Origin of the sequence: Herbiconiux sp. VKM Ac-2851 (genome assembly GCF_013205105.1) — a bacterium.
In the GTDB taxonomy this organism is placed as follows: Bacteria; Actinomycetota; Actinomycetes; order Actinomycetales; family Microbacteriaceae; genus Herbiconiux; species Herbiconiux flava.
In genome coordinates, this window is record NZ_JABMLJ010000001.1 from 568,182 (window position 1) to 587,967 (window position 19,786).

Consider the following 19,786-nt stretch of genomic DNA (forward strand, 5'->3'; position numbering starts at 1 on the left):
AGGTCCGGAAGGCAGTGAGGTAACCCATCACGGTGACAGACAACGGATTCCAGCGTGGACGACTTCTCCTGGTCGCGTTCGAAGGATGGAACGACGCCGGCGAGGCCGCTACCGGAGCCCTGAAGGTGCTGAAAGACCAGCTCGACGTCGTGCAGATCGCCGAGGTCGACGCCGAGGAGTACTTCGACTACCAGTTCAACCGGCCGAACGTCACGGTCGACGACGACGGCAAGCGCGTGCTCGTCTGGCCCGGCGCCGAGATCTTCGGCCCCGGCGACGCGACCGCGCCGGCCGAGGGCCCGCAGCTCTACCTGCTGCTCGGCACCGAACCCTCCCGCAACTGGCGGCGCTTCGTCGCGGAGGTGATGTCGACGGCGATCGCGGAAGACGTCACGGGCGTCATCCTGCTCGGCGCGATGCTCGCCGACGTGCCGCACACCCGGCCGATCTCGGTCTTCTCGACCAGCGAGAACCCGGTCGTGCGCAGCGAGCTCGACATCGAGCGCTCGAGCTACGAAGGGCCGGTCGGCATCCTCAGCGCGATCGCCGAGGCCACCGAGAACGCGGGCATCCCCACCGTCTCGGTCTGGGCGTCGGTGCCGCACTACGTGCACAACGCGCCCTCCCCCAAGGCGACGCTCGCGCTGATCGACAAGATCGAGGAGCTGATCGGCGTCTCGGTCGAGCGCGGCGACCTCGCCGACGAGTCGACCGCCTGGGAGACGGGCATCGACGCCCTCGCCGGCGAGGACGAGGACATGGCGGCCTACATCCAGCAGCTCGAACAGGCGCGCGACACGGTCGACTCGCCTGAGGCGAGCGGCGAGGCCATCGCCCAGGAGTTCGAGCGCTACCTCCGCAAGCGCGGCGACGGCCGCGCCGGCGGCGACTCGCGCCCCGACGAGCCCTGGCGCCGCGACTAGCGCCCTGCCCTGCCTGCTAGAGGCGGATGCCGAGGAGGGCGTCGAGGGCGTCGGCCGCGAGGGCGGTGGCGGCCTCCGGGTGCGGCTCGTCGAACCAGGCGTCGAACGCCTCGAGCGCGCCCGGGGTGTCGAGGTCGTCGTGCAGCCGTGACCGCACGCGCTCGAGCAGCGGCAGCGCCTCGTCGGCGTCGCCGCCCGGTGCCTCTTCTGAGTCGCGGGCGGCGGCCGCGCGCCAGCCCGCCAGGCGCTCGGCGGCGAGCAGCTCGTCGCCGCGGTGCCACTCCCAGTCGTCGCGGTACGGATGCGCGAGAATTGCCAGCCGCACCGCGGCCGGCTCCACGCCCGCCGCCCGCAGCTGCGACACCAGCACGAGGTTGCCGAGCGACTTCGACATCTTCTCGCCGTCGAACGCCACCAGTCCGCCGTGCGCGTTCACCCGCGCGAACCGCTCGTCGGTGAGCGCCGTGGCGTGCGCGGCGCTGAACTCGTGGTGCGGGAAGACGAGGTCGCCGCCGCCGCCCTGCACGCAGATGGTGTCGCCGAGGGTCTCCCGGGCGATCACCGAGCACTCGATGTGCCAGCCGGGGCGTCCACGGCCGATCTGCTCGAACGAGGTGTCCCAGGCGGGCTCGCCGGCGCGCTCGACGCGCCAGAGCAGCGGATCGAGCGGGTCGCGCTTGCCGGCACGGGCGGGGTCTCCCCCGCGTTCGGCGAACAGCCGGCTCATGGTCTCCCGGTCGAGCCCGCTCTCGGAGCCGAGCACCCAGGGTGTGGCCCGCTCGGCCGCGGCGATGTCGAAGTACCAGTCCGTCGCATCCGGGGTCAGCGCGTCAGGAGTGGGCACCTCGTAGGCGATGCCGCGGGCCCGAAGCTCGTCGACGGCCTGCGCGATGCTGCCGATGGTCTCGGTGACGCCGACGTAGGCGTCGGGCGGCACCACGCCGAGCGCCACCATGTCGGTGCGGAAGAGCTCGACCTGGCTCGAGGCGAGTTCCCGCCAGTCGACGCCTGTCGCGGCCGCGCGCTCGAGCAGCGGGTCGTCGACGTCGGTGATGTTCTGCGTGTAGGAGACCTCGAGCCCCGCGTCGAGCCAGCTGCGGAGCAGGGTGTCGAAGGCGAGGTAGGTGGCGGCATGGCCGATGTGCGTGGCGTCGTAGGGCGTGATGCCGCAGACGTACAGCGTCGCGCGGGCGGCGGGGTCGGCGCTGTCGAGGAACCGTCCGCTCGCGTCATCGTGCAGCCGGGGCGGCGTGCCGCGGCCGGGGAGGGAGGGGATGACGGGTCGGGTCCAGGAACGCACCGCACAAGCCTAGGCGCTCCGGCAGGCGTCAAGCCGCGATGAGCCCCGCCGACAGCAGCACGATCAGCACCACGCCGAGCACGATGCGGTAGATCACGAACGGCAGGAAGCTGCGCCTGGAGATGTAGCTCATGAAGAACGCGATCACCACGAGGCCGACGACGAACGCGATCACTGTCGCCACCAGCGTCTCGACCGGGCCGTAGACGCTCGGCTCGCCGATCGACTTGTAGACCTGGTACAGCCCGCTGCCGAACACGGCCGGGATGGCGAGCAGGAACGAGTAGCGCGCGGCCGCCCGGCGCTCGTAGCCCATGAAGAGCCCGGCGGTGATGGTGCCGCCCGAGCGCGAGACGCCCGGGATCAGCGCCAGTGCCTGCGCGAAGCCGAAGATCACGCCGTGCGGCACCGTGAGGTCTTTCAGGCGGCGGCGCTTGGCACCCACGTAGTCGGCGATGCCGAGCAGCACGCCGAAGACGATCAGCATCACGGCGACGATCCAGAGCGAGCGGAGCGTCGTCTCGATCGCGTCCTGGAAGAGCAGGCCGAGCACGATGATCGGCAGCGAGCCGATGATGATCAGCCAGCCCATCCGCGCGTCGGGGTCGTTGCGGGGCACGCGGCCCGCGAGCGACTTGGCCCAGCGCGAGACGATGCGCGTGATGTCGCGCCAGAAGAACACCAGCACCGCGGTCTCGGTGCCGAGCTGCGTGATGGCGGTGAACGCCGCCCCCGGGTCTTTCGCCCCCGGCAGGAACTCCCCCAGGATGCGCAGGTGGGCGCTCGAGGAGATGGGGAGGAATTCGGTCAGGCCCTGCACGAAGCCGAGGATGACGGCGTTGAGAAAGTCCATGTCTCCCTTTGGGATGGTGTGGTCGTTGAGGTGGTGTGGTCTCGCGGATCAGTACCGCAGCAAGAGATCGGTCAGAACGTCTGCGCCAAACCCTAGCGCGTCGAGCGGCACCCGCTCGTCCACCCCGTGGAACATGGCCGGGAAGTCGAGCGTGGGCGGCAGCTGAAGCGGCGCGAACCCGAATCCGCGGATGCCGAGCAGGCTCAGCGCCTTGTTGTCGGTGCCTCCCGAGAGCAGGTACGGCAGCACCTCGGCACCCGGGTCGTGGCGCTGCAGCGAGCCGATCATGGCGTCGACGAGCTCGCCGTCGAAGCTCGTCTCGAGCCCGATGTCGCGGTGTGCGATGAGGATCTCGATGTCGTCGCCGACGAGCTCCTGGATCTCGGCGAGCACCGCGTCTTCTTCGCCCGGCAGCACGCGCACGTCGATCATCGCCTCGGCCCGGTCGGGGATGACGTTGTGCTTGTACCCCGCGGTCAGCCCGGTCGGGTTGGCGGTGGTGCGCAGGGTCGCCGAGATGAAGCGCGAGGCGGTGCCGGTGGCGATGGCGATCTCGTCGGGGCTGAGGTTCTGCGCCCGGCTGCCGAGCAGCTCGGCGACGCGGTCGAGCAGCTGCCGGGTGGTCGCGGTGAGGTGCAGCGGCCACTCCCGGCCGCCGATCGCGGCGACGGCGCGGGCCAGCCGGGTGACCGCGTTCTCGGCGTTGACCTGCGAGCCGTGGCCGGCGGTGCCGCGCGCGACGAGCGTCATCCAGATCAGCGCCTTCTCGCCCGTCTGCACGAGGTAGGCGCGCTTGCCGTCGAGGTCGATCGAATAGCCGCCGACCTCGCTGATCGCTTCGCTCGCGCCGGCGAAGAGCTCCGGATGCTCGCGCACCAGGTACCCCGAGCCGAGCACTCCCCCGGCCTCCTCGTCGGCGAAGAACGCCACCACGAGGTCGCGCTCCGGCTGGCGCCCCGAACCCAGGATGCGGTCGAGCGCCGTCACGATCATGGCGTCCATGTTCTTCATGTCGACGGCGCCGCGGCCCCAGAGCATGCCGTCTTTCACGACCCCGCCGAAGGGGTCGACCGACCAGTCGGCGGCGATGGCCGGCACGACGTCGGTGTGGCCGTGCACCACGAGCGCGGGCTTCGAGCGGTCGCGGCCCTCGACCCGGGTGACGATGCTGGTGCGCAGGGGCGCGGCGTCGAAGGACTGCACCGTGAGACCGAGCCGCTCGAGGTGGGCCGCGAGGTACTCCGCGGCCTCCGTCTCGCCGTTCGACCGGCCTTCGCCGTAGTTCGAGGTGTCGAACCGGATCAGGTCGCGGGCGATGGTCGTGGTGAGGTCGAGCGGGTCGTTCCCAGGCGTTGACGTCATGCGAACACGCTACCGGGCGCCCACGACAGCGAGTGGATTTGCGCGCTCCGCATCCGTGCTAATGTCTTCTCTTGGCCGGTAGCGCAGAGCTCCGGTCGACATCCAGTCCGGGTGGCGGAAATGGCAGACGCGCTAGCTTGAGGTGCTAGTGCCCGTATAGGGCGTGGGGGTTCAAGTCCCCCCTCGGACACACTGGTTGAGACAGTGACGAAGGCCCGGTCGAGAGACCGGGCCTTCTTTCTGTTAACATGCGGCCCGCGCGGGCGTACCCTGTCCCCATGTCGGCCGACGGTGACGACTACAGCGAGGCGCTGCAGAGGGCGCGGGAGCACGCGGAAGCGTGGCTCGCGTCGATGCCGACGCGGCCGGTCGGCCCCCGGGTCACCGCCGACGCGCTGCAGGCCTCGATCGCGATGGCGCTGCCCGAGCATCCGCTCGACCCCGCCGAGGTCGTCGACGAGCTCGCCCGGATCGCCGAGCCGGGCCTCATGGCGATCCCCTCGGGCCGGTTCTTCGGCTGGGTGATGGGCGGCACGCTGCCCGCCGCCCTGGCCGCCGACTGGCTCGTCTCGGCCTGGGACCAGAACGCCGCGATGCGCGTCGCCACCCCGGCGACCGCCGCCCTCGAGGAGCAGGCCGGCGCCTGGCTGCTCGAGCTGCTCGGGCTCCCCCGTGACTCCGCCGTCGGCTTCCCCACCGGCGCCACGACGGGCAACCTCGTCGGTCTCGCCGCCGCCCGGAGCGCGGTGCTGCGGGCGGCCGGCTGGGACGTCGACGCCGACGGCCTGACCGGCGGGCCCCGGGTCACGGTGCTCGCGGGCGCGTCGCACCACGCCTCCGTCGATCTGGCGCTGCGCTGCCTCGGGCTCGGCACGCCGCGCGCGGTCGACGCCGACGATCAGGGGCGCATCCGTCTCGATGCGCTGAGCCAGGCCCTCGACGACGTCGACGGCCCGTGCATCGTCGTGCTGCAGGCCGGCGACCTGCACTCCGGCGACTTCGACCCGATGCGCGAGGCGATCGGCCTCGCCCACGACCGCGGCGCCTGGGTGCACGTCGACGGCGCCTTCGGGCTCTGGGCGGCGGCCAGCCCGACGCTCCGGCCCCGGCTCGACGGGGTCGAGCTCGCCGACAGCTGGGCGACGGATGCGCACAAGACCCTCAACGTGCCCTACGACTGCGGCGTCGTGGTCGTGCGCCGGCCCGAGCCGATGCTCGCCGCGTTCTCGGCCCACACCGCCTATCTGCTGCGCGACGGCACCGCGACCGACCCCTTCGAGCGCGTGCCCGAGATGTCCCGCCGGGCCCGCGGAGTGCCGGTCTGGGCGGCCCTGAGGTCGCTCGGCCGCTCGGGCGTCGTCGAGCTCGTCGACCGGCTCGCCGCGACCGCGACCGAGCTCGCCGACCGCCTCGGCCGGCTGCGCGGCGTCGAGGTGCTGAACGAGGTCGCCTTCACCCAGGTCTGCCTCTCGTTCGGCAGCGACGAGCGCACCCGGGAGGTGACCCGCCGGGTGATCGCCGACGGCGCCGTGTGGATGTCGGGCTCCCGCTGGGCCGGCCGCGACGTGCTGCGCCTCTCCGTCAGCAACTGGTCGACGGATGCTCGCGACATCGACACTGCCGTCGAGGCGGTCTCGCGCGCTACGCTCGGTGCCGAGAGCTGATTCCGCTCCGCCCACCGACCGAAGGACGAGCCCCATGGCCGATCTGATCGTGATCGCATTCGACACCGAGACCGACGCCGAGGGCGCCTACGAGAAGATCCAGGAGCTGCAGGGCGACCTGATCGTCCAGCTCGCGGGCCTCGCCGTCGTGAAGGTCGACGAGGACGGCAAGAGCCACGTCGACTACCCCGGCGGAGTCGGCAACATCGGGGTCGGGGCCGCCGGCGGAGCCCTCTTCGGCACGCTGATCGGCATCCTCTTCTTCGTGCCCTTCGTCGGCCTCGTCTTCGGCGGCCTGATGGGCGCGCTGTTCGCCGGCATCGACCGCACGGGCCTGAACGCCGAGTTCCGCGGCCAGGTGAAGGATGCGGTGAGCCAGGGCAAGTCGGCCGTCGTGCTCTACGCCACCAAGATCACCGAGGACAAGTTCGCGGCCGCCCTCGCGCCGTACAACGGCACGGTCATCAAGACCTCGCTGAGCGCGGAGGACGAGCGCGAGCTCATTCACGATATGTCGGAGTCGCGCGAGTCCTGAGCGCCCTAGGCTTTCAGGGAGAGACGAGAGGAGCGATCATGGGGATCATCACGCCGGGGTTCTTCGGCAAGAAGCGGGAGGAAGACCCCAAGCTGCCTCCCGGGCAGTACGAGACGAAGGACTTCCCCGTGCTCTCGGCCGGGCCCACGCCGAACATCCACCAGGGCGAGTGGTCGTTCACGATCACGAACGAGTCGGGTGAGAAGACCAGCTGGACCTGGGACGAGTTCATGAAGCTCCCGATCGAGACGGTCGACACCGACATCCACTGCGTCACCCGCTGGTCGAAGTTCGACACCACCTGGCGCGGCGTCTCGCTCGACACGCTGTTCGAGAACGTCGAGACGAGCGCCGGCTACACGATGGCGCATTCCTTCGGCGGCTACACCACCAACGTGCCGCTCGAGGACCTGCTGGGCGGCAAGGCCTGGGTCGCGTTCGAGTTCGGCGGCGAGCCGCTCGACCCCGAGCACGGTGGGCCCGCCCGCCTGCTGGTGCCGCACCTCTACTTCTGGAAGAGCGCGAAGTGGGTCAACGGCATCACCCTGCACGACACCGAAGAGCTCGGCTTCTGGGAGGTCAACGGCTACCACGCCTACGGCGACCCCTGGAAGGAAGAGCGCTACTACTACGATTCCTAGCGTGAACTGGGCCGTAGCCGACGTCGTCGGAATCCGTGAAGAGACTCCCACCGCGCGCACGCTGATGCTGCGCGTGCCCGACTGGAAGGGCGCCCTGGCGGGTCAGCACATCGATATCCGCCTCACCGCCCCCGACGGCTACCAGGCGGCGCGCTCCTACTCGCTGTCCTCGGCGGCGGGCGACCCGGTCGTGGCGGTCAGCGTCGAGCTGATGCCCGACGGCGAGGTCTCCCCCTACCTCGTGCGCGGGGTGTCCGTCGGCGACCAGCTCGAGGTCATCGGCCCGCTCGGCGGCTGGTTCGTCTGGCGCCCCGAGCAGACCGAGCCGATCCGGATGATCGGCGGCGGCTCGGGCGTCGCCCCCCTCGTCTCGATCCTGCGCACCCACATCGCCTCGGGCAACACGGCGCCCGTGAAGCTGCTCTACTCCGTGCGCTCCCCCGAGTTCGTCTATTTCCGCGACGAGCTCGCCGAGCTGACGGATGCGGCGAAGGCCGAGGTCACCCTGCAGTACACCCGGCACGCACCCCCGGGCTGGACGGGCACCCTCGGCCGCATCGACGCCGCCCGGATCACCGCCTGGGCGGCCGGCGATGCCCCCGACGCCTCCACGTACATCTGCGGCCCCACCCGCTTCGTGGAGCTCGCCTCCGACGCCCTCGTGGCCGCCGGCGTCGACCCCATGACGATCCGCACCGAGCGCTTCGGCGGCGCCTGACCCCTCAGCGCACGCCGACCATGAGCTTGCGCACCCAGGGCGTCGCGACGACGAGCAGCACACCGACGACGATCGCGACGAGGCCCGAGATGCCGAAGTAGGGCACCTCGTCGTTCTCGTCGTACAGCTTCGCGAGGATGCCCGACAGTGCCGTGCCGAGCGCGATCGACAGGAAGAACAGCGCGACCATCTGGGTGCGGAAGACCTTCGGCGCGAGGCGCGTCGACAGGGCGAGCCCCACCGGCGACAGCAGCAGCTCGGCGATCGTGAAGACGAACAGGATGCCGACGAGGGCGATCAGCGGCGTGCCGTGCGCTCCGGTGCCCGAGAACGGGATGAACAGCAGGAACGCGATGCCCATCACGATCGCCGCCGCAGCGAACTTGAACGGCGTCGGAGGCTGCCGCGAGCCGAGCTTCGACCAGATCGCGGCGAACACGCCCGACAGGATGATGATGAAGATCGGGTTGATCGACTGCACCCAGGCCACGGGCATCGACCAGCCGAACAGGTTCAGGTCGAGGCGGTCGTTCGCGTAGATCGTGACGACGGTGAACTGCTGCTGGTAGAGCGCCCAGAACGCCACGCTAGTGATGAACATCGGGATGAACGAGAACACCCGCTTGCGCTCCGTGGCGGTGATGCGCGAGCTCGACAGGATGACGACGAAGTAGGCGATCGAGGCGGCCAGGGTGACGAGCGCCACGGCGTCGGCGAGGTTGTCGGCGGTGAGCACCCCGACGACCACGAGCACGACGATCAGCACGATCGCGGCGGCGGCGATCAGCCCCATCCGCACCCGGTGCGAGGTGGGCAGGGGGTTCGGCACCTCCTTGGACTCGGCGGGCAGCGATCGCCGCCCGAAGGCGTACTGCGTGAGCCCGATCGCCATGCCCACGGCGGCGAGCCCGAAGCCCCAGTGGAAGCCGGCGGTGGTCTGCAGCAGGCCGGTCAGCAGCGGTCCGAAGAACGCGCCGAGGTTGATACCGAGGTAGAAGATCGAGAAGCCGGCGTCGCGCCGCGGATCCTTTTCCGTGTACAGCGTGCCGACCACCGAGGTGGCGTTCGCCTTCACGCCGCCGGAGCCGAGGGCGATCAGGATGAGCCCGGCGCCGAGCCCCACGAGTCCCGGCAGCAGCGACAGGGCGATGTGCCCGGCCATCACGACGATGGCGCTGAAGAACAGCGTGCGCTCCGAGCCGAGCAGCCGGTCGGCCACCCAGGCACCGAGGATCGTGGCGAGGTACACCGACCCGCCGTAGGCGCCGATGATGCCGACGGCGACGGGCTTGGGGATGTCGAGGCCGCCCTCGGCGACCGAGTAGAACATGTACAGCAGCAGGATGCCCTGCATGCCGTAGAACGAGAACCGCTCCCACATCTCCACGCCGAAGACGTGCACGAGCGAGAAGGGCTGGCCGAAGAAGGTTCGTTCCTTCGTGGCGACGGTCTCTGTCATCCCGCCATAGTGGCACGGTGATCGGCCCGGGGCGACGGCTTGCCTACCCCACGTTCGGGCGCGGTCAGTGGTTGGAGGCGCCCATCCATTTGCGCACGGTGACGATGCGGGCCTGCAGCTGCGTCACGCTGGCCTGAGCCACGGCCGGGCCCCCGCAGATCCGGCGGAGCTCGGCATGGATCATGCCGTGCGGCTCGTTCGACTGCTTCGCCCAGATGCCGACGAGGGAGTTCAACAGGCTCCGCTGCTCCTTGAGCGTGCGGTAGAGCGGTGCCGGCACTCCCCCCTGGTCGGGCGTGTCGGTCTTCGGCATCCCCGTCTTCGCGTGCTTCTGCTGACGCGCCTGCCGGTGCTGCAGCAGATCGCGCACCTGGTCGGGCTCGAGGAGGCCCGGGAGGCCGAGGAAGTCGAGCTCCTCCTCGCTGCCGACGACGGCCTCGAAGCCGAACTCGCCTCCGTCGTACACCACCCGGTCGAAGGTGGCGCCCGAGCTGATGGCCTGGAAGCTGTACTCCTCGAGCAGTCCCTCCGACGCCTGCTCACTGCGGTTGGCCTCGGCCACCATCGCGTCTTCGGGGTTGTAGAAGTCGCCCTCGGGGTTCTCGCCGTCGTCGCGCTTGTCGAGCGCGTGGTCGCGCTCGAGCTCGAGCTTCTCGGCCAGTGCCATCAGCGACGGCACGTTCGGCAGGAAGATCGACGCCGTCTCGCCGCGCCGGCGGGCGCGCACGAAGCGGCCGACGGCCTGGGCGAAGAACAGCGGGGTCGAGGCGCTGGTGGCGTAGACACCCACCGCGAGCCGCGGCACGTCGACGCCCTCCGACACCATGCGCACGGCCACCATCCACCGCCGGTCGCTCTTCGAGAACTGCTCGATGCGGTCGGAGGCCTCCTTCTCGTCCGAGAGCACCACGGTGACCGGCTGCCCGGAGATCTGCTCGAGGATCGCGGCGTAGGCGCGCGCCACGGTCTGGTCGGTCGCGATCACGAGGCCGCCCGCATCCGGGATCGCCTGACGCACCTCGGTGAGACGCTTGTCGGCGGCGCCGAGCACCTGCGGGATCCACTCTCCGTTCGGGTCGAGCGCCGTGCGCCAGGCCTGCGAGGTGATGTCCTTGGTGTTGCCCTCGCCGAGCCGGGCCTCCATCTCGTCGCCGGCCTTGGTGCGCCAGCGCATGTGGCCCGCGTAGACCATGAAGAGCACGGGGCGCACGACCCCGTCTTTCAGGGCGCGGCCGTAGCCGTAGTTGTAGTCGCTGCGGGAGATGCGGATGCCGTGCTCGTCGGGCAGGTACTCCACGAACGGGATGGGGGCGGTGTCGGAGCGGAAGGGTGTTCCCGTGAGGGCGAGCCGGCGGGTGGCCGGTGCGAACGCCTCGCGCACCGCGTCGCCCCAGCTCAGGGCGTCGCCGCCGTGGTGCACCTCGTCGAGGATGACGAGGGTGTTCGCACCCTCGGTGAGCTCGCGGTGCAGCGACGGGCGGGCTGCGACCTGGGCGTAGGTGAGGGCGACGCCGTGGAAGTGCCGGCCGAAGCGCGACTCGCTGTTGCGGAAGCTGGGATTCAGGCGCACGCCTGCCCGGTCGGCGGCATCGGCCCACTGGCGCTTGAGGTGCTCCGTGGGCGCGACGACGATCACGCGGTCGACGGTGCGCCGGTGCAGCAGCTCGGAGGCGAGGCGGAGCGCGAAGGTCGTCTTGCCGGCGCCGGGGGTCGCGGCGGCGAGGAAGTCGCGCGGCTCCTTCTCGAAGTAGAGGGTCAGCGCCTCCTCCTGCCAGGCACGCAGGCGGCCGGCGGTGCCCCACGGTGCGCGGGCCGGGAACGACGGTGAGAGGTGACCGGCTGCGCTCGTCCCGGGGGCGGGTTCGAAGAGGGGCAGGTTGGTCACGATGTTCGAGGATACTCTGCGCATCCGACAGCCGAGCCGCCGTCGAGGTCGCCCGGGCGCGTCGGCGCGGCGACAGGTCTAGAGTGTTCAAGTCGCCACGGCGACACCTGTTGTGAGGAGGTCCATCCGATGCCTGAGACGCACCCCTGGCGGCGCTACGTCGCCCTCGGCGACTCCTTCACGGAGGGCATCGGCGATCCCGAGCCGAACAGTCCCGGCGGCTTCCGCGGCTGGGCCGACCGCGTGGCCGAGAACCTGGCCGAGACGACGGACGAGGACTTCTCCTACGCCAATCTCGCCATCCGCGGCCGCCTGCTGGACAGGATCCTCGCCGAGCAGGTCGAGCCGGCGCTCGAGCTGAAGCCCGACCTCATCACCATCTCGGCGGGCGGCAACGACATCCTGCGCCCGCGCACCGACCCCGACGACATCGCCGCGCGCTTCGAGGCGGGCATCCGGCGCCTCCGCGAGAGCGACGCCACCGTGGTCATCGTCACCGGCGTCGACACGCGCTTCTCCCCCGTGCTCCGCGGCATCCGCGGCAAGGTGGCGATCTACAACGAGAACCTCCGGGTGATCGCCGAGCGCTACGACTGCCTCGTCGCCGACCAGTGGGGCCTGAAGGAGATCCAGGACACCCGGCTCTGGTCGACCGACCGCCTGCACCTGAACGCCCTCGGGCACCACGAGGTGGCCCGGATGGTGCTCCGCACCCTCAACGTCGAGAACGGCCTGCAGGCCGGCAACCCCGAGCCGCTGCCCGGCCGCACCTGGCGGGCGGCCCGCAGCGAAGACCTGGTCTGGGCGCGCGTGCACTTCGTGCCCTGGGTCATCCGCCGCATCACGCACCGCTCGAGCGGCGACAACGTCACGGCGAAGCGGCCGATCCCCTCGCCGGTCTACGCGGAGCCGTCCGAGGCCGGGCCCGAGGCGTGACCGCTCGCCGCTAGCGGAACGGGTTGGCGAGCTTCCAGCCCGCGTCGGGCCCGTCGAGATCGCTCGCGAGCTCGAGCGGCACGGTGTACTCCCCGCTGCCGAGCGTGATCCCGTCGACGGTGTAGCGCGCCGTGCCCACCTCGGTTCCGGATGCGCCGGAGCCGATCTCCCCCGCCTGGGCGCTGCGGGTCACGGTCGCCGACGACCACACGGTCGCCTCCACCGACTCCTCCGCCACGATGTCGGCGCTCGCGCCCCACGGCGTCGTGTACGAGCCGATCACGTCGCCCGCGGTGACGAGCGGCACCGTCTGGAAGCCGGCCTCGGCGCTCTGCAGCAGCGCCAGCACCGAGGCGTGCAGCGTGTCCTCCTCGGGGGCGCCCAGCACGACGCCGACGAGCTGCAGGGTCTCGCTCGCGACGGTGTAGTCGGCCGAGAAGAGCAGGCAGAACCCGGCCTCGTCGGTGGTGCCGGTCTTCACGCCGTCGATGCCGTTCATGCCCAGCAGGTCGTTGGTGTTCTCGACCGTGCCGAGCTGAGGCAGCTCGAGCGAGGCGGTGCCGACGATGCCCGAGAGCACCGGGTCGGCCAGCACCAGCCGGGCGAGGCTCAGCAGATCGGCCGTGGTGCTGCGGGACCCCGGGTTCAGCCCCGAGGTGTCGACGACGGACGTGCCGCCGAGCCCCTGCTCCGCGAGCCACGCGGTGGCGGCGGCGAGGTAGGAGGCCGTGTCGCCGAAGGCCCAGTTCGTGAGCGTCACGCTGTAGTTGTTGGCCGACTCGAGCAGCATGATCTCGATCACCTCGCGCTCGCTCAGCACCTGGCCCGGGAACACCGAGGCCCACGAGCCGTTCTCGGCCTGGGTGGCCTGCAGGATGGCCAGGTCGGCGTCGGTCATCGTGATCGACGGGCCGTCGCTCCCCTCGTCGATCGGCTTCGCGTCGAGTACGACCAGGGCCGTGATCGTCTTGGTGATGCTGGCGATGGGGAGGGGGTCGGTGGATCCGCTGCCGCCGAGCGTCTGCGCCGAGCCGTCGGTGACGAGCCCGATGGCGCTGGTGCCCGCACCGGGCGTCGTGAGGGCGGTGGCCGGGGTCACGGTGGGCGGAGCATCCGTCACCGAGGCCGAGGCCCGCGGCACGGGGCCGAGCAGCGCGACCGGGAAGTAGGTGGCGACGAGGGCGATCAGCACGAGCGCCGCGCCCACCACGATGCGTCGGCGCCGGTAGACGGCGGGGCTGGCGGGACTCACCCGGTCATCCTAGCCAGGCGGCCGATGCGGGCCGCTCAGCCAGGCGGCCGAGTGCGCCGCTCGGCCGCCTGGCAGCTGCACCGCTCGGACGAGTGCCTCGCTACATCAGCCCGCCGTCGACCGAGCGGGGCACGAGCTGGTCGGTGTCGGGCACGAGCACCTCGGTCTCGCGGTTGAGGCTCCGGCCGCGGAAGAAGTCCTTCGAGCGGGGGAAGAAGGCCCAGACGACCATCAGCACCACGCCGAGTGCGAGCGAGCCGACGCCCACCACGAACACCCCGCCGATGCCGAAGATCACGGTGTAGCCGTACTCGGGGTCGTACATGTCGATGGCCGACTGGATGAACGCGGCCGTCAGCATCAGCCCGCCGAGGAGGGGGAACAGGCCCTTGAACAAGAAGTTGCGCACCGTGGTGAAGATCTCCTTGCGGAAGAACCAGATGCACGCGTAGCTCGTCAGCGCGTAGTAGAAGGCGATCGCGAGCCCGATCGAGAGGATCGTGTCGGCGAGGATGTTCTCGCTCACGAGCGTCATGCCCACGTAGAACGTGACGGCGACGATGCTCATGAAGATCGTGGCGAAGCGCGGGGTCTGGAACTTCGGCGAGATGCGGCCGAAGGCGGCCGGCAGCGCCTTGTAGGTGGCCATCGCGAGGGTGCCGCGGGCGGTCGGCAGGATGGTGGTCTGGGTGGACGAGATCGCCGAGACGCAGACCGCGATCACGAGCAGCCAGGCCCACGGGCCGAAGATCGCGTCTTTCAACGCGAGGAAGACGTCCTCGGAGTTGCCCTCGTTGCCGAGGCCGATGCCCGAGGTGCCGAGGCCGGCGAAGGCCATGGCGGCGACGGTGACCGAGACGTAGGTGACGAGCAGGATGACCGTCGAGAGCACGGCGGCCCGGCCCGGGATGCGCTCCGGGTCCTTCGTCTCCTCGTTCAGGGCGAGGCAGGTGTCCCAGCCCCAGTAGATGAAGAGGCAGAGCAGGATCGCCTCGGTGAAGCCCGAGAGCGAGGTGAAGGCGAACGGGTTGAACCAGTCGAGCTGCGGCGTCGTCGATCCCTCCGGGGCGGTGCCGGTGAACACGGCCCAGAGCGCGAGCACGACGAACAGCGCGAGGGCGACGTACTGCACGGCGAGCAGGATGTTCTGCAGCCGCTCCCCGATCTCGAGCCCGCGCACGCTGACGAAGGTCATCAGGCCGATGAACACGACGCCGGTGGCGGTGACGAGCGGAACGTTCTCGTACAGATCGGGGTTGTTCGTGAGCAGCCAGAGGTACTTGCTGCCGATCTGGGCGAGGTTCGCGAGCACGATGATGCCGGCGACCGCCACGCCCCAGCCGGCGAGCCAGCCCGTCCACGGCCCGAAGGCCTTCGTCACCCAGGTGAACGCGGTGCCGCAGTCGGGCACGGCCCGGTTGAGCTCGCGGTAGGCGTAGGCGGTGAGGAACATCGGGATGAACGCGAGGATCATCGCGATCGGCGCCTGGGCGCCGACGGCGAGCACGACGAAGCCGACGGTGGCGGCGAGCGAGTAGACCGGCGCCGTCGAGGCGAGGCCGATGACCGTGGAGCCGACGAGACCGAGCTTGCCGGCGGCGAGGCCCTTGCCGGCGGGAGGCCGCGGAGCCTCGGTCGAAACGGCGCTGCTGTCTGCCACGTCGGGCCTCCTTCGGAACGGTGTGCCGAAAGACTAGTGCTTCGCGGCGGCCACCGCGTACAGGGCCACCGCGCTCGCGGCGGCGACGTTCAGCGAGTCGACGCCGTGCAGCATCGGGATCTCGACGCGCACGTCAGCGGCGGCGAGGGCCCGCCGGCTGAGACCATCACCCTCCGTGCCGAGCACGATCGCGACCCGCTCGGGCAGGGCGCGGGTGAACTCCGGCAGCGGGATCGAGTCGTCGCCGAGCGCCAGGGCGGCGATCGTGAAGCCGGCGTCGTGCAGCAGCGGGGCGGCCTCGCTCCACTCCCCGATCCGCGTCCACGGCACCTGCAGCACGGTGCCCATGCTGACGCGCACGCTCCGGCGGTAGAGCGGATCGGCGCAGCGCGGGGTGATCAGCACGGCGTCGGCACCTAACCCGGCGGCCGAGCGGAAGGCGGCGCCGACGTTGGTGTGGTCGACGATGTCCTCGAGCACGACGACGGTGCGGGCATCCTGCAGCAGGGTGCGCGGGTCGGGCAGCACCGGGCGGTGCATGGCCGCGAGGGCGCCGCGGTGCATCGCGAAACCGGTCAGCTGCTCGAGCAGCGCGTCGTCGGCCACGAACACGGGCACCTCGGGGAAGCGCTCGACGAGCCACTCGAGGTCGGCCAGCCACTTCTGCTGCAGCAGCACCGAGCGGGGCCGGTGCCCGGCCGCGACGGCCCGCTCGATCACCTTGCTCGACTCGGCCAGGTACAGGCCGCCGGCCGGTTCGAGGAGACGCCGCATCGCGACGTCGGTCAGCCCGCGGTAGTCGGCGAGCTCGGGGCGGTCGAGCGAGTCGATCGGGATGACGGGCACGGGAGCCTTCTCTGTCGGGAACGGATCTGTCGGGAAAGATCGGTCGGCGGAACGGATTCCCACCCACTCTGCCAGTCGCGGAAACATTCTCGAAAACTCCACTGTTTAGACTGCAGAGGCCGGTGTCCGTCGCCGGCGTGGAGGTTCCATGGTTCCGCTGGTGTCGTCGCTGCCGGGTCGTCCGACCCCGGAGGCCGTCGAGGCTGCCGTCACCGAGGCCGCCGAGGTGCTGCGCGGTCGGCGATTCGCCGTGCTCACCGGTGCCGGAGTGAGCACCGACTCGGGCATCCCCGACTACCGGGGCGAGGGTGCACCGCAGCGGAACCCGATGACCTTCGACCAGTTCCTCGGCAGTCCCTCGTTCCGAAAGCGGTACTGGGCGGGCAGCCACCTGGGCTGGCGCATGTTCGACGCCGCGCGCCCCAACGAGGGCCACCGCGCGCTCGCCCGGCTCGAGGAGGCGGGCTTCGCCACCGGTGTCGTCACCCAGAACGTCGACGGTCTGCACGCCCGCGCCGGCACCCAGCGGCTGGTCGACCTGCACGGCTCGATGGACCGGGTGAACTGCCTGCGCTGCGGCCAGACCTTCGCCCGGGCGAGCGTCTCCGAGCGCATCACGGCGGCCAACCCGCAGCTGTCCGAGCCCGAGCTCATCCGCATCGCTCCCGACGGCGACGCCGACGTGGCCGAGTACGAGGCCTTCGTGGTGCCCTCCTGCACCGTCTGCGGCGGCGTGCTGAAGCCCGACGTGGTGTTCTTCGGCGAGTTCGTGCCGACCGAGAAGTTCGCCGAGGCGAGCGCGATCGTCGCCGCCTCCGACGCCCTCGTGATCGCGGGCTCCTCGCTCGTGGTGAACTCGGGCATCCGGCTGCTCGAGCAGGCCCGCCGGCGCCGGCTGCCGATCGTGATCGTCAACCGCGGCGTGACCAAGGGCGACAACCGCGCGACCGTCAAGGTCGACGCGGGCGCCTCCGAGACCCTGGTCGCGCTCGAGGGCCTGCTGGCCTGAGCTGTCGCGGCGTCCAGTGCTGTCGCGGCTGCGCCGGAGGGCGCGGTGCAGAGATGACAGACTGGATGCGATGACTACCTTCACCTTCGTGCGCCACGGCCAGACCGACTGGAACCTGGAGCGCCGCATCCAGGGCGCCACCGACGTCCCCCTCAACGAGACCGGGCGGGAGCAGGCGCGGGACACCGGTCGCGTGCTCGCCGAGCGGCAGTGGGACGGCATCGTCGCGAGCCCGCTCAGCCGGGCCCGTGAGACCGCCGAGATCATCGGCTCGTTCGTCGGCATTCCCGAGGTCGAGCTCGTCGACGCCCTGGTCGAGCGCCGCTACGGCGAGGTCGAGGGGCTGAACGGCGAGGAGATCGCCGCCCGCTTCCCCGACCCCACCGCGCCGGTGCCCGGGCGGGAGAAGCGCTCGGCCGTCGTCGCCCGCGTGCTGCCGGCGCTCCAGGCGCTGGCCGACGAGCATCCGGACGCCGCCCTGATCGTGGTCTCCCACGGCGGCGTGATCGGCTCGCTGGTGCGCTACATCACCGAGAAGCAGCTGCCCGGCAAGGGCGAGCTGATCGCGAACGGCTCGGCGCACGACTTCCTCATCGAGAACGGCGAGGTGTCGATGGCGAGCTTCAACGGCGTCGAGCTCGACCGCTCCATCCGGTCGCGAGCTCCGCTAGCGCTCGAGCTGACGCTTCCCAGCTGAACGTCTCGGCCTGGGCGCGCGACGCGATCGAGCGTTCGCGCCAGAGCTCGGCGTCTTCGAGGGCGGTGACCGCGTCGGCGAAGGCCTGCGCATCCTGAGCAGGGGCGAACAGCGCCGCCTCTCCCCCGATCTCGCGGAAGACCGGGATGTCGCTGACGACGACCGGTGTGCCGTGGCCCATCGACTCGACCAGCGGGATGCCGAAGCCCTCGTCGAGCGAGGCGGTGACCAGCGCGGTCGAGCGCTCGAGCAGCGCGTGGTACTCCCCGTCGGTCACGCCGCCGTGGAACTCGAGCCGGGCCGCGGGGGCGATCGCCCGCAGTCGCTCCTCGTCGGCGGGCGTCGAGCGACTGAGCAGGTGCAGCGTGTACTCGGGCAGCAGCGCGACCGCCCGCACGAGCGTCTCGACGTTCTTGTAGGGCATGAACGAGCCCATGTAGACGAGCGTCTTCGCGGCGGCGCGCGACTCGGCCTGGTCGGCGGCCAGGGCGGCGACGGATGCGGTGGGCAGCTCGGCCGCGTTCCTCGCCACGACGACGGGCTTGGTCGTGAGCGCGTGCCGGGCGATCAGGCCGCGGGTGGTCTCGCTCACGGTGACCACCGCATCCGCCCGGTTGAGCAGCACCCGCTGCGGCCACCAGGCCTTGTGGTAGAGCCGCCAGAGCACCCGCACGAAGCCGGGCAGGTCGTGCGGCGGCTCGGGGTTGGAGTAGTAGATGAGGTCGTGCACGGTGAGCGCCAGGCGGTAGCGGCGGCCGAGCGTGCCCATGGTCTGCATGGGGCTGATCACGGCGTCGGGGCGCAGCCGGTTCACCTGAAGGGCGACGAGCGGCTCGAGCACGCTGGTCGGGCCGGAGACCTTCGCCCAGGGCAGCTCGGGGAGCAGCTCGAGCTGGCGCTCGTCGCTGATGATCATCGCGAGCTGCACGCCGTCGAGGGCGGGGTCGCCGGCGTCGCTCATGGCCTTCAGCGCGGTGACGACGCCGGCGGTGTAGCGGCTGATGCCGTCGTGCCGGCCGATGCGGGTGTAGCGGCAGTCGATCGCGAGTCTCATGCGGTGCTCCCGGCCTGCGGGCGGCGTCCGCCGTCGGGGCGGTCCAGGAACGCCGTGATGGCCTCGCCGGCCTCGACCGGGCGCTCGTAGTGGATGAGATGGCCCACCCCCTCGAGCACGACCAGCCGCGCATCCGGCAGCAGCTCAGCCAGGCGGTGCTGAGCGGCGAGCGGGGTGATGTCGTCCTGGTCGGCGGCGATCAGCAGGGTCGGCGCCGGGATGCGGGCGGCGAACTCGCTGATGTCGTGGCCGACCGAGGCGCGGAAGGCGTCGAGCACCACCGTGCGGTTCGCGAAGGCGCTGAAGTAGCGGTCGTGCTGGTCGTGGATCCAGCGCCGGCGCGCCCGGTCCTTCGTCTTGGCCATGGTGATGCTGATCACGCGCACCATCACGGGGCTCGACAGGATGACGTGGCCGAGCCGCTCGGGAACCGCGGCGCCGAGCCGGTAGTAGCCGATGGCCACCCGCGTCATCACGCCGCGGGGGCCCTTCAGGGCCGGAGCGGCGATCGGGTTGATGAGGATCGCGTCGTCGACCTCGAGGCCGCCGGCCAGCGCCGCGGAGACCAGGATCGAGCCGAAGGAGTGCCCGATGATCACGACGCGCGCCGCGGGCGACTCGGCGCGCACGGCGGCGGCGAACTCCTGCAGCCACCCCTCGTAGCCCGCGAGGTCGTGCGTCGCCGCCATCGGGGTCGAGACGCCGAAGCCGGGCAGGTCGGGTGCGACGATGCGGTAGCCGGGACGGTCGAGCTGGGCGATCACGGGCTCGAGGCCGTGGTGGTCGCCCCGGTAGCCGTGCACCACGATGACGAGCGTCGGGGCGTCGTGCCGCTCTCCGGGGCCGTCGGCCCCCACGCCGTACTCCCAGAACCGGGTCTCGCCGCCCGCCAGCGGGAGGCTGCGCTCGATCGTCGGGAGGCGGGCGAGCTGTTCGGCGAAGGGCGAGGCGACGGTCATCCGGACCAGCATAGACGCGGCCACCGGCACGAC

General features: G+C 71.0%; 18 protein-coding genes and 1 tRNA gene. 9 read left to right on the forward strand and 10 right to left on the reverse strand.

Annotation, left to right across the window (positions count from 1 at the left end; translation table 11 throughout):
* The first annotated feature begins 32 nt into the window (after nucleotides 1–32).
* Nucleotides 33–923: a PAC2 family protein gene (locus tag HQQ85_RS02645; protein ID WP_173180946.1), complete on the forward strand. Its 891-nt coding sequence runs from the start codon at nucleotides 33–35 to the stop codon at nucleotides 921–923.
* A gap of 16 nt (nucleotides 924–939) precedes the next feature.
* On the opposite strand, the gene mshC is transcribed toward HQQ85_RS02645, so the two are convergent.
* The 3 genes from mshC to HQQ85_RS02660 are packed head-to-tail and all read right to left on the reverse strand — an operon-like array spanning nucleotide 940 to nucleotide 4,438.
* Nucleotides 940–2,223 (reverse strand): cysteine--1-D-myo-inosityl 2-amino-2-deoxy-alpha-D-glucopyranoside ligase, encoded by a 1,284-nt coding sequence (gene mshC, locus HQQ85_RS02650; protein ID WP_173180947.1) that lies wholly within the window; start codon nucleotides 2,221–2,223, stop codon nucleotides 940–942.
* 28 nt (nucleotides 2,224–2,251) lie between these two features.
* The gene (locus HQQ85_RS02655) at nucleotides 2,252–3,076 is read right to left on the reverse strand and encodes an undecaprenyl-diphosphate phosphatase (protein ID WP_173180948.1); all 825 of its coding nucleotides are present in this window, start codon (nucleotides 3,074–3,076) and stop codon (nucleotides 2,252–2,254) included.
* Nucleotides 3,077–3,124: 48 nt separating this feature from the next.
* Nucleotides 3,125–4,438 (reverse strand): M20/M25/M40 family metallo-hydrolase, encoded by a 1,314-nt coding sequence (locus HQQ85_RS02660; protein ID WP_173180949.1) that lies wholly within the window; start codon nucleotides 4,436–4,438, stop codon nucleotides 3,125–3,127.
* Between the two features lie 105 nt (nucleotides 4,439–4,543).
* Here HQQ85_RS02660 and HQQ85_RS02665 point away from each other — a divergent pair.
* The 5 genes from HQQ85_RS02665 (at nucleotide 4,544) to HQQ85_RS02685 (ending at nucleotide 7,996) form a co-directional block, all read left to right on the forward strand.
* A tRNA-Leu gene (locus tag HQQ85_RS02665) sits at nucleotides 4,544–4,628 on the forward strand.
* 88 nt (nucleotides 4,629–4,716) lie between these two features.
* On the forward strand, nucleotides 4,717–6,102 hold the full coding sequence (locus tag HQQ85_RS02670) for an aminotransferase class V-fold PLP-dependent enzyme (RefSeq protein WP_173180950.1): 1,386 nt from the start codon (nucleotides 4,717–4,719) through the stop codon (nucleotides 6,100–6,102).
* A gap of 34 nt (nucleotides 6,103–6,136) precedes the next feature.
* Nucleotides 6,137–6,637 (forward strand): DUF1269 domain-containing protein, encoded by a 501-nt coding sequence (locus HQQ85_RS02675; protein ID WP_173180951.1) that lies wholly within the window; start codon nucleotides 6,137–6,139, stop codon nucleotides 6,635–6,637.
* Nucleotides 6,638–6,675: 38 nt separating this feature from the next.
* The gene (locus HQQ85_RS02680) at nucleotides 6,676–7,278 is read left to right on the forward strand and encodes a sulfite oxidase-like oxidoreductase (protein ID WP_173180952.1); all 603 of its coding nucleotides are present in this window, start codon (nucleotides 6,676–6,678) and stop codon (nucleotides 7,276–7,278) included.
* Nucleotide 7,279: 1 nt separating this feature from the next.
* On the forward strand, nucleotides 7,280–7,996 hold the full coding sequence (locus tag HQQ85_RS02685) for a ferredoxin reductase (protein WP_173180953.1): 717 nt from the start codon (nucleotides 7,280–7,282) through the stop codon (nucleotides 7,994–7,996).
* A 4-nt stretch (nucleotides 7,997–8,000) separates the two neighbouring features.
* On the opposite strand, the gene HQQ85_RS02690 is transcribed toward HQQ85_RS02685, so the two are convergent.
* Together HQQ85_RS02690 and HQQ85_RS02695 are read right to left on the reverse strand one after the other, a co-directional pair.
* Nucleotides 8,001–9,455: a peptide MFS transporter gene (locus tag HQQ85_RS02690; protein ID WP_173180954.1), complete on the reverse strand. Its 1,455-nt coding sequence runs from the start codon at nucleotides 9,453–9,455 to the stop codon at nucleotides 8,001–8,003.
* 64 nt (nucleotides 9,456–9,519) lie between these two features.
* Nucleotides 9,520–11,340, reverse strand: coding sequence for a DEAD/DEAH box helicase (locus HQQ85_RS02695; RefSeq protein WP_371741738.1), 1,821 nt, complete (start codon nucleotides 11,338–11,340; stop codon nucleotides 9,520–9,522).
* 129 nt (nucleotides 11,341–11,469) lie between these two features.
* Here HQQ85_RS02695 and HQQ85_RS02700 point away from each other — a divergent pair, with 129 nt between their 5' ends.
* Entirely contained in the window at nucleotides 11,470–12,276 is an 807-nt protein-coding gene (locus tag HQQ85_RS02700; protein WP_173180956.1) for an SGNH/GDSL hydrolase family protein, read from the forward strand.
* Between the two features lie 10 nt (nucleotides 12,277–12,286).
* Here the strand turns inward: HQQ85_RS02700 and HQQ85_RS02705 are convergent, their stop codons facing one another.
* The 3 genes from HQQ85_RS02705 to HQQ85_RS02715 form a co-directional block, all read right to left on the reverse strand.
* Entirely contained in the window at nucleotides 12,287–13,528 is a 1,242-nt protein-coding gene (locus HQQ85_RS02705; protein ID WP_173180957.1) for a D-alanyl-D-alanine carboxypeptidase, read from the reverse strand.
* Nucleotides 13,529–13,628: 100 nt separating this feature from the next.
* Nucleotides 13,629–15,188, reverse strand: coding sequence for an APC family permease (locus tag HQQ85_RS02710; protein WP_173180958.1), 1,560 nt, complete (start codon nucleotides 15,186–15,188; stop codon nucleotides 13,629–13,631).
* A 33-nt stretch (nucleotides 15,189–15,221) separates the two neighbouring features.
* Nucleotides 15,222–16,034 carry a TrmH family RNA methyltransferase gene (locus HQQ85_RS02715; RefSeq protein WP_371741739.1) on the reverse strand — a complete coding sequence of 271 codons (813 nt, stop codon included), beginning with the start codon at nucleotides 16,032–16,034 and terminating at the stop codon, nucleotides 15,222–15,224.
* A gap of 148 nt (nucleotides 16,035–16,182) precedes the next feature.
* Here HQQ85_RS02715 and HQQ85_RS02720 point away from each other — a divergent pair, with 148 nt between their 5' ends.
* Nucleotides 16,183–17,043, forward strand: coding sequence for an NAD-dependent protein deacetylase (locus tag HQQ85_RS02720; protein WP_173180960.1), 861 nt, complete (start codon nucleotides 16,183–16,185; stop codon nucleotides 17,041–17,043).
* A gap of 70 nt (nucleotides 17,044–17,113) precedes the next feature.
* Nucleotides 17,114–17,740, forward strand: a complete 627-nt coding sequence (locus tag HQQ85_RS02725) for a histidine phosphatase family protein (RefSeq protein WP_173180961.1) — start codon at nucleotides 17,114–17,116, stop codon at nucleotides 17,738–17,740.
* On the opposite strand, the gene HQQ85_RS02730 is transcribed toward HQQ85_RS02725, so the two are convergent.
* Together HQQ85_RS02730 and HQQ85_RS02735 are read right to left on the reverse strand one after the other, a co-directional pair.
* Nucleotides 17,667–18,794 carry a glycosyltransferase family 1 protein gene (locus tag HQQ85_RS02730; protein ID WP_173180962.1) on the reverse strand — a complete coding sequence of 376 codons (1,128 nt, stop codon included), beginning with the start codon at nucleotides 18,792–18,794 and terminating at the stop codon, nucleotides 17,667–17,669. The genes HQQ85_RS02725 and HQQ85_RS02730 overlap by 74 nt on opposite strands.
* Complete coding sequence (locus HQQ85_RS02735; RefSeq protein ID WP_173180963.1) at nucleotides 18,791–19,753, reverse strand: alpha/beta fold hydrolase; 963 nt, start codon at nucleotides 19,751–19,753, stop codon at nucleotides 18,791–18,793. Before HQQ85_RS02735 ends, HQQ85_RS02730 begins: the two co-directional genes overlap by 4 nt.
* Between the last annotated feature and the right edge of the window lie 33 nt (nucleotides 19,754–19,786).

Coding starts and splice junctions, on each gene's coding strand:
- HQQ85_RS02655 (WP_173180948.1), bottom strand. CDS start 3,076: ATGGACTTTCTCAACGCCGTCATCCTCGGCTTCGTGCAGGGCCTGACC.
- HQQ85_RS02660 (WP_173180949.1), bottom strand. CDS start 4,438: ATGACGTCAACGCCTGGGAACGACCCGCTCGACCTCACCACGACCATC.
- HQQ85_RS02670 (WP_173180950.1), top strand. CDS start 4,717: ATGTCGGCCGACGGTGACGACTACAGCGAGGCGCTGCAGAGGGCGCGG.
- HQQ85_RS02675 (WP_173180951.1), top strand. CDS start 6,137: ATGGCCGATCTGATCGTGATCGCATTCGACACCGAGACCGACGCCGAG.
- HQQ85_RS02680 (WP_173180952.1), top strand. CDS start 6,676: ATGGGGATCATCACGCCGGGGTTCTTCGGCAAGAAGCGGGAGGAAGAC.
- HQQ85_RS02690 (WP_173180954.1), bottom strand. CDS start 9,455: ATGACAGAGACCGTCGCCACGAAGGAACGAACCTTCTTCGGCCAGCCC.
- HQQ85_RS02700 (WP_173180956.1), top strand. CDS start 11,470: ATGCCTGAGACGCACCCCTGGCGGCGCTACGTCGCCCTCGGCGACTCC.
- HQQ85_RS02720 (WP_173180960.1), top strand. CDS start 16,183: ATGGTTCCGCTGGTGTCGTCGCTGCCGGGTCGTCCGACCCCGGAGGCC.
- HQQ85_RS02725 (WP_173180961.1), top strand. CDS start 17,114: ATGACTACCTTCACCTTCGTGCGCCACGGCCAGACCGACTGGAACCTG.
- HQQ85_RS02730 (WP_173180962.1), bottom strand. CDS start 18,794: ATGAGACTCGCGATCGACTGCCGCTACACCCGCATCGGCCGGCACGAC.
- HQQ85_RS02735 (WP_173180963.1), bottom strand. CDS start 19,753: ATGACCGTCGCCTCGCCCTTCGCCGAACAGCTCGCCCGCCTCCCGACG.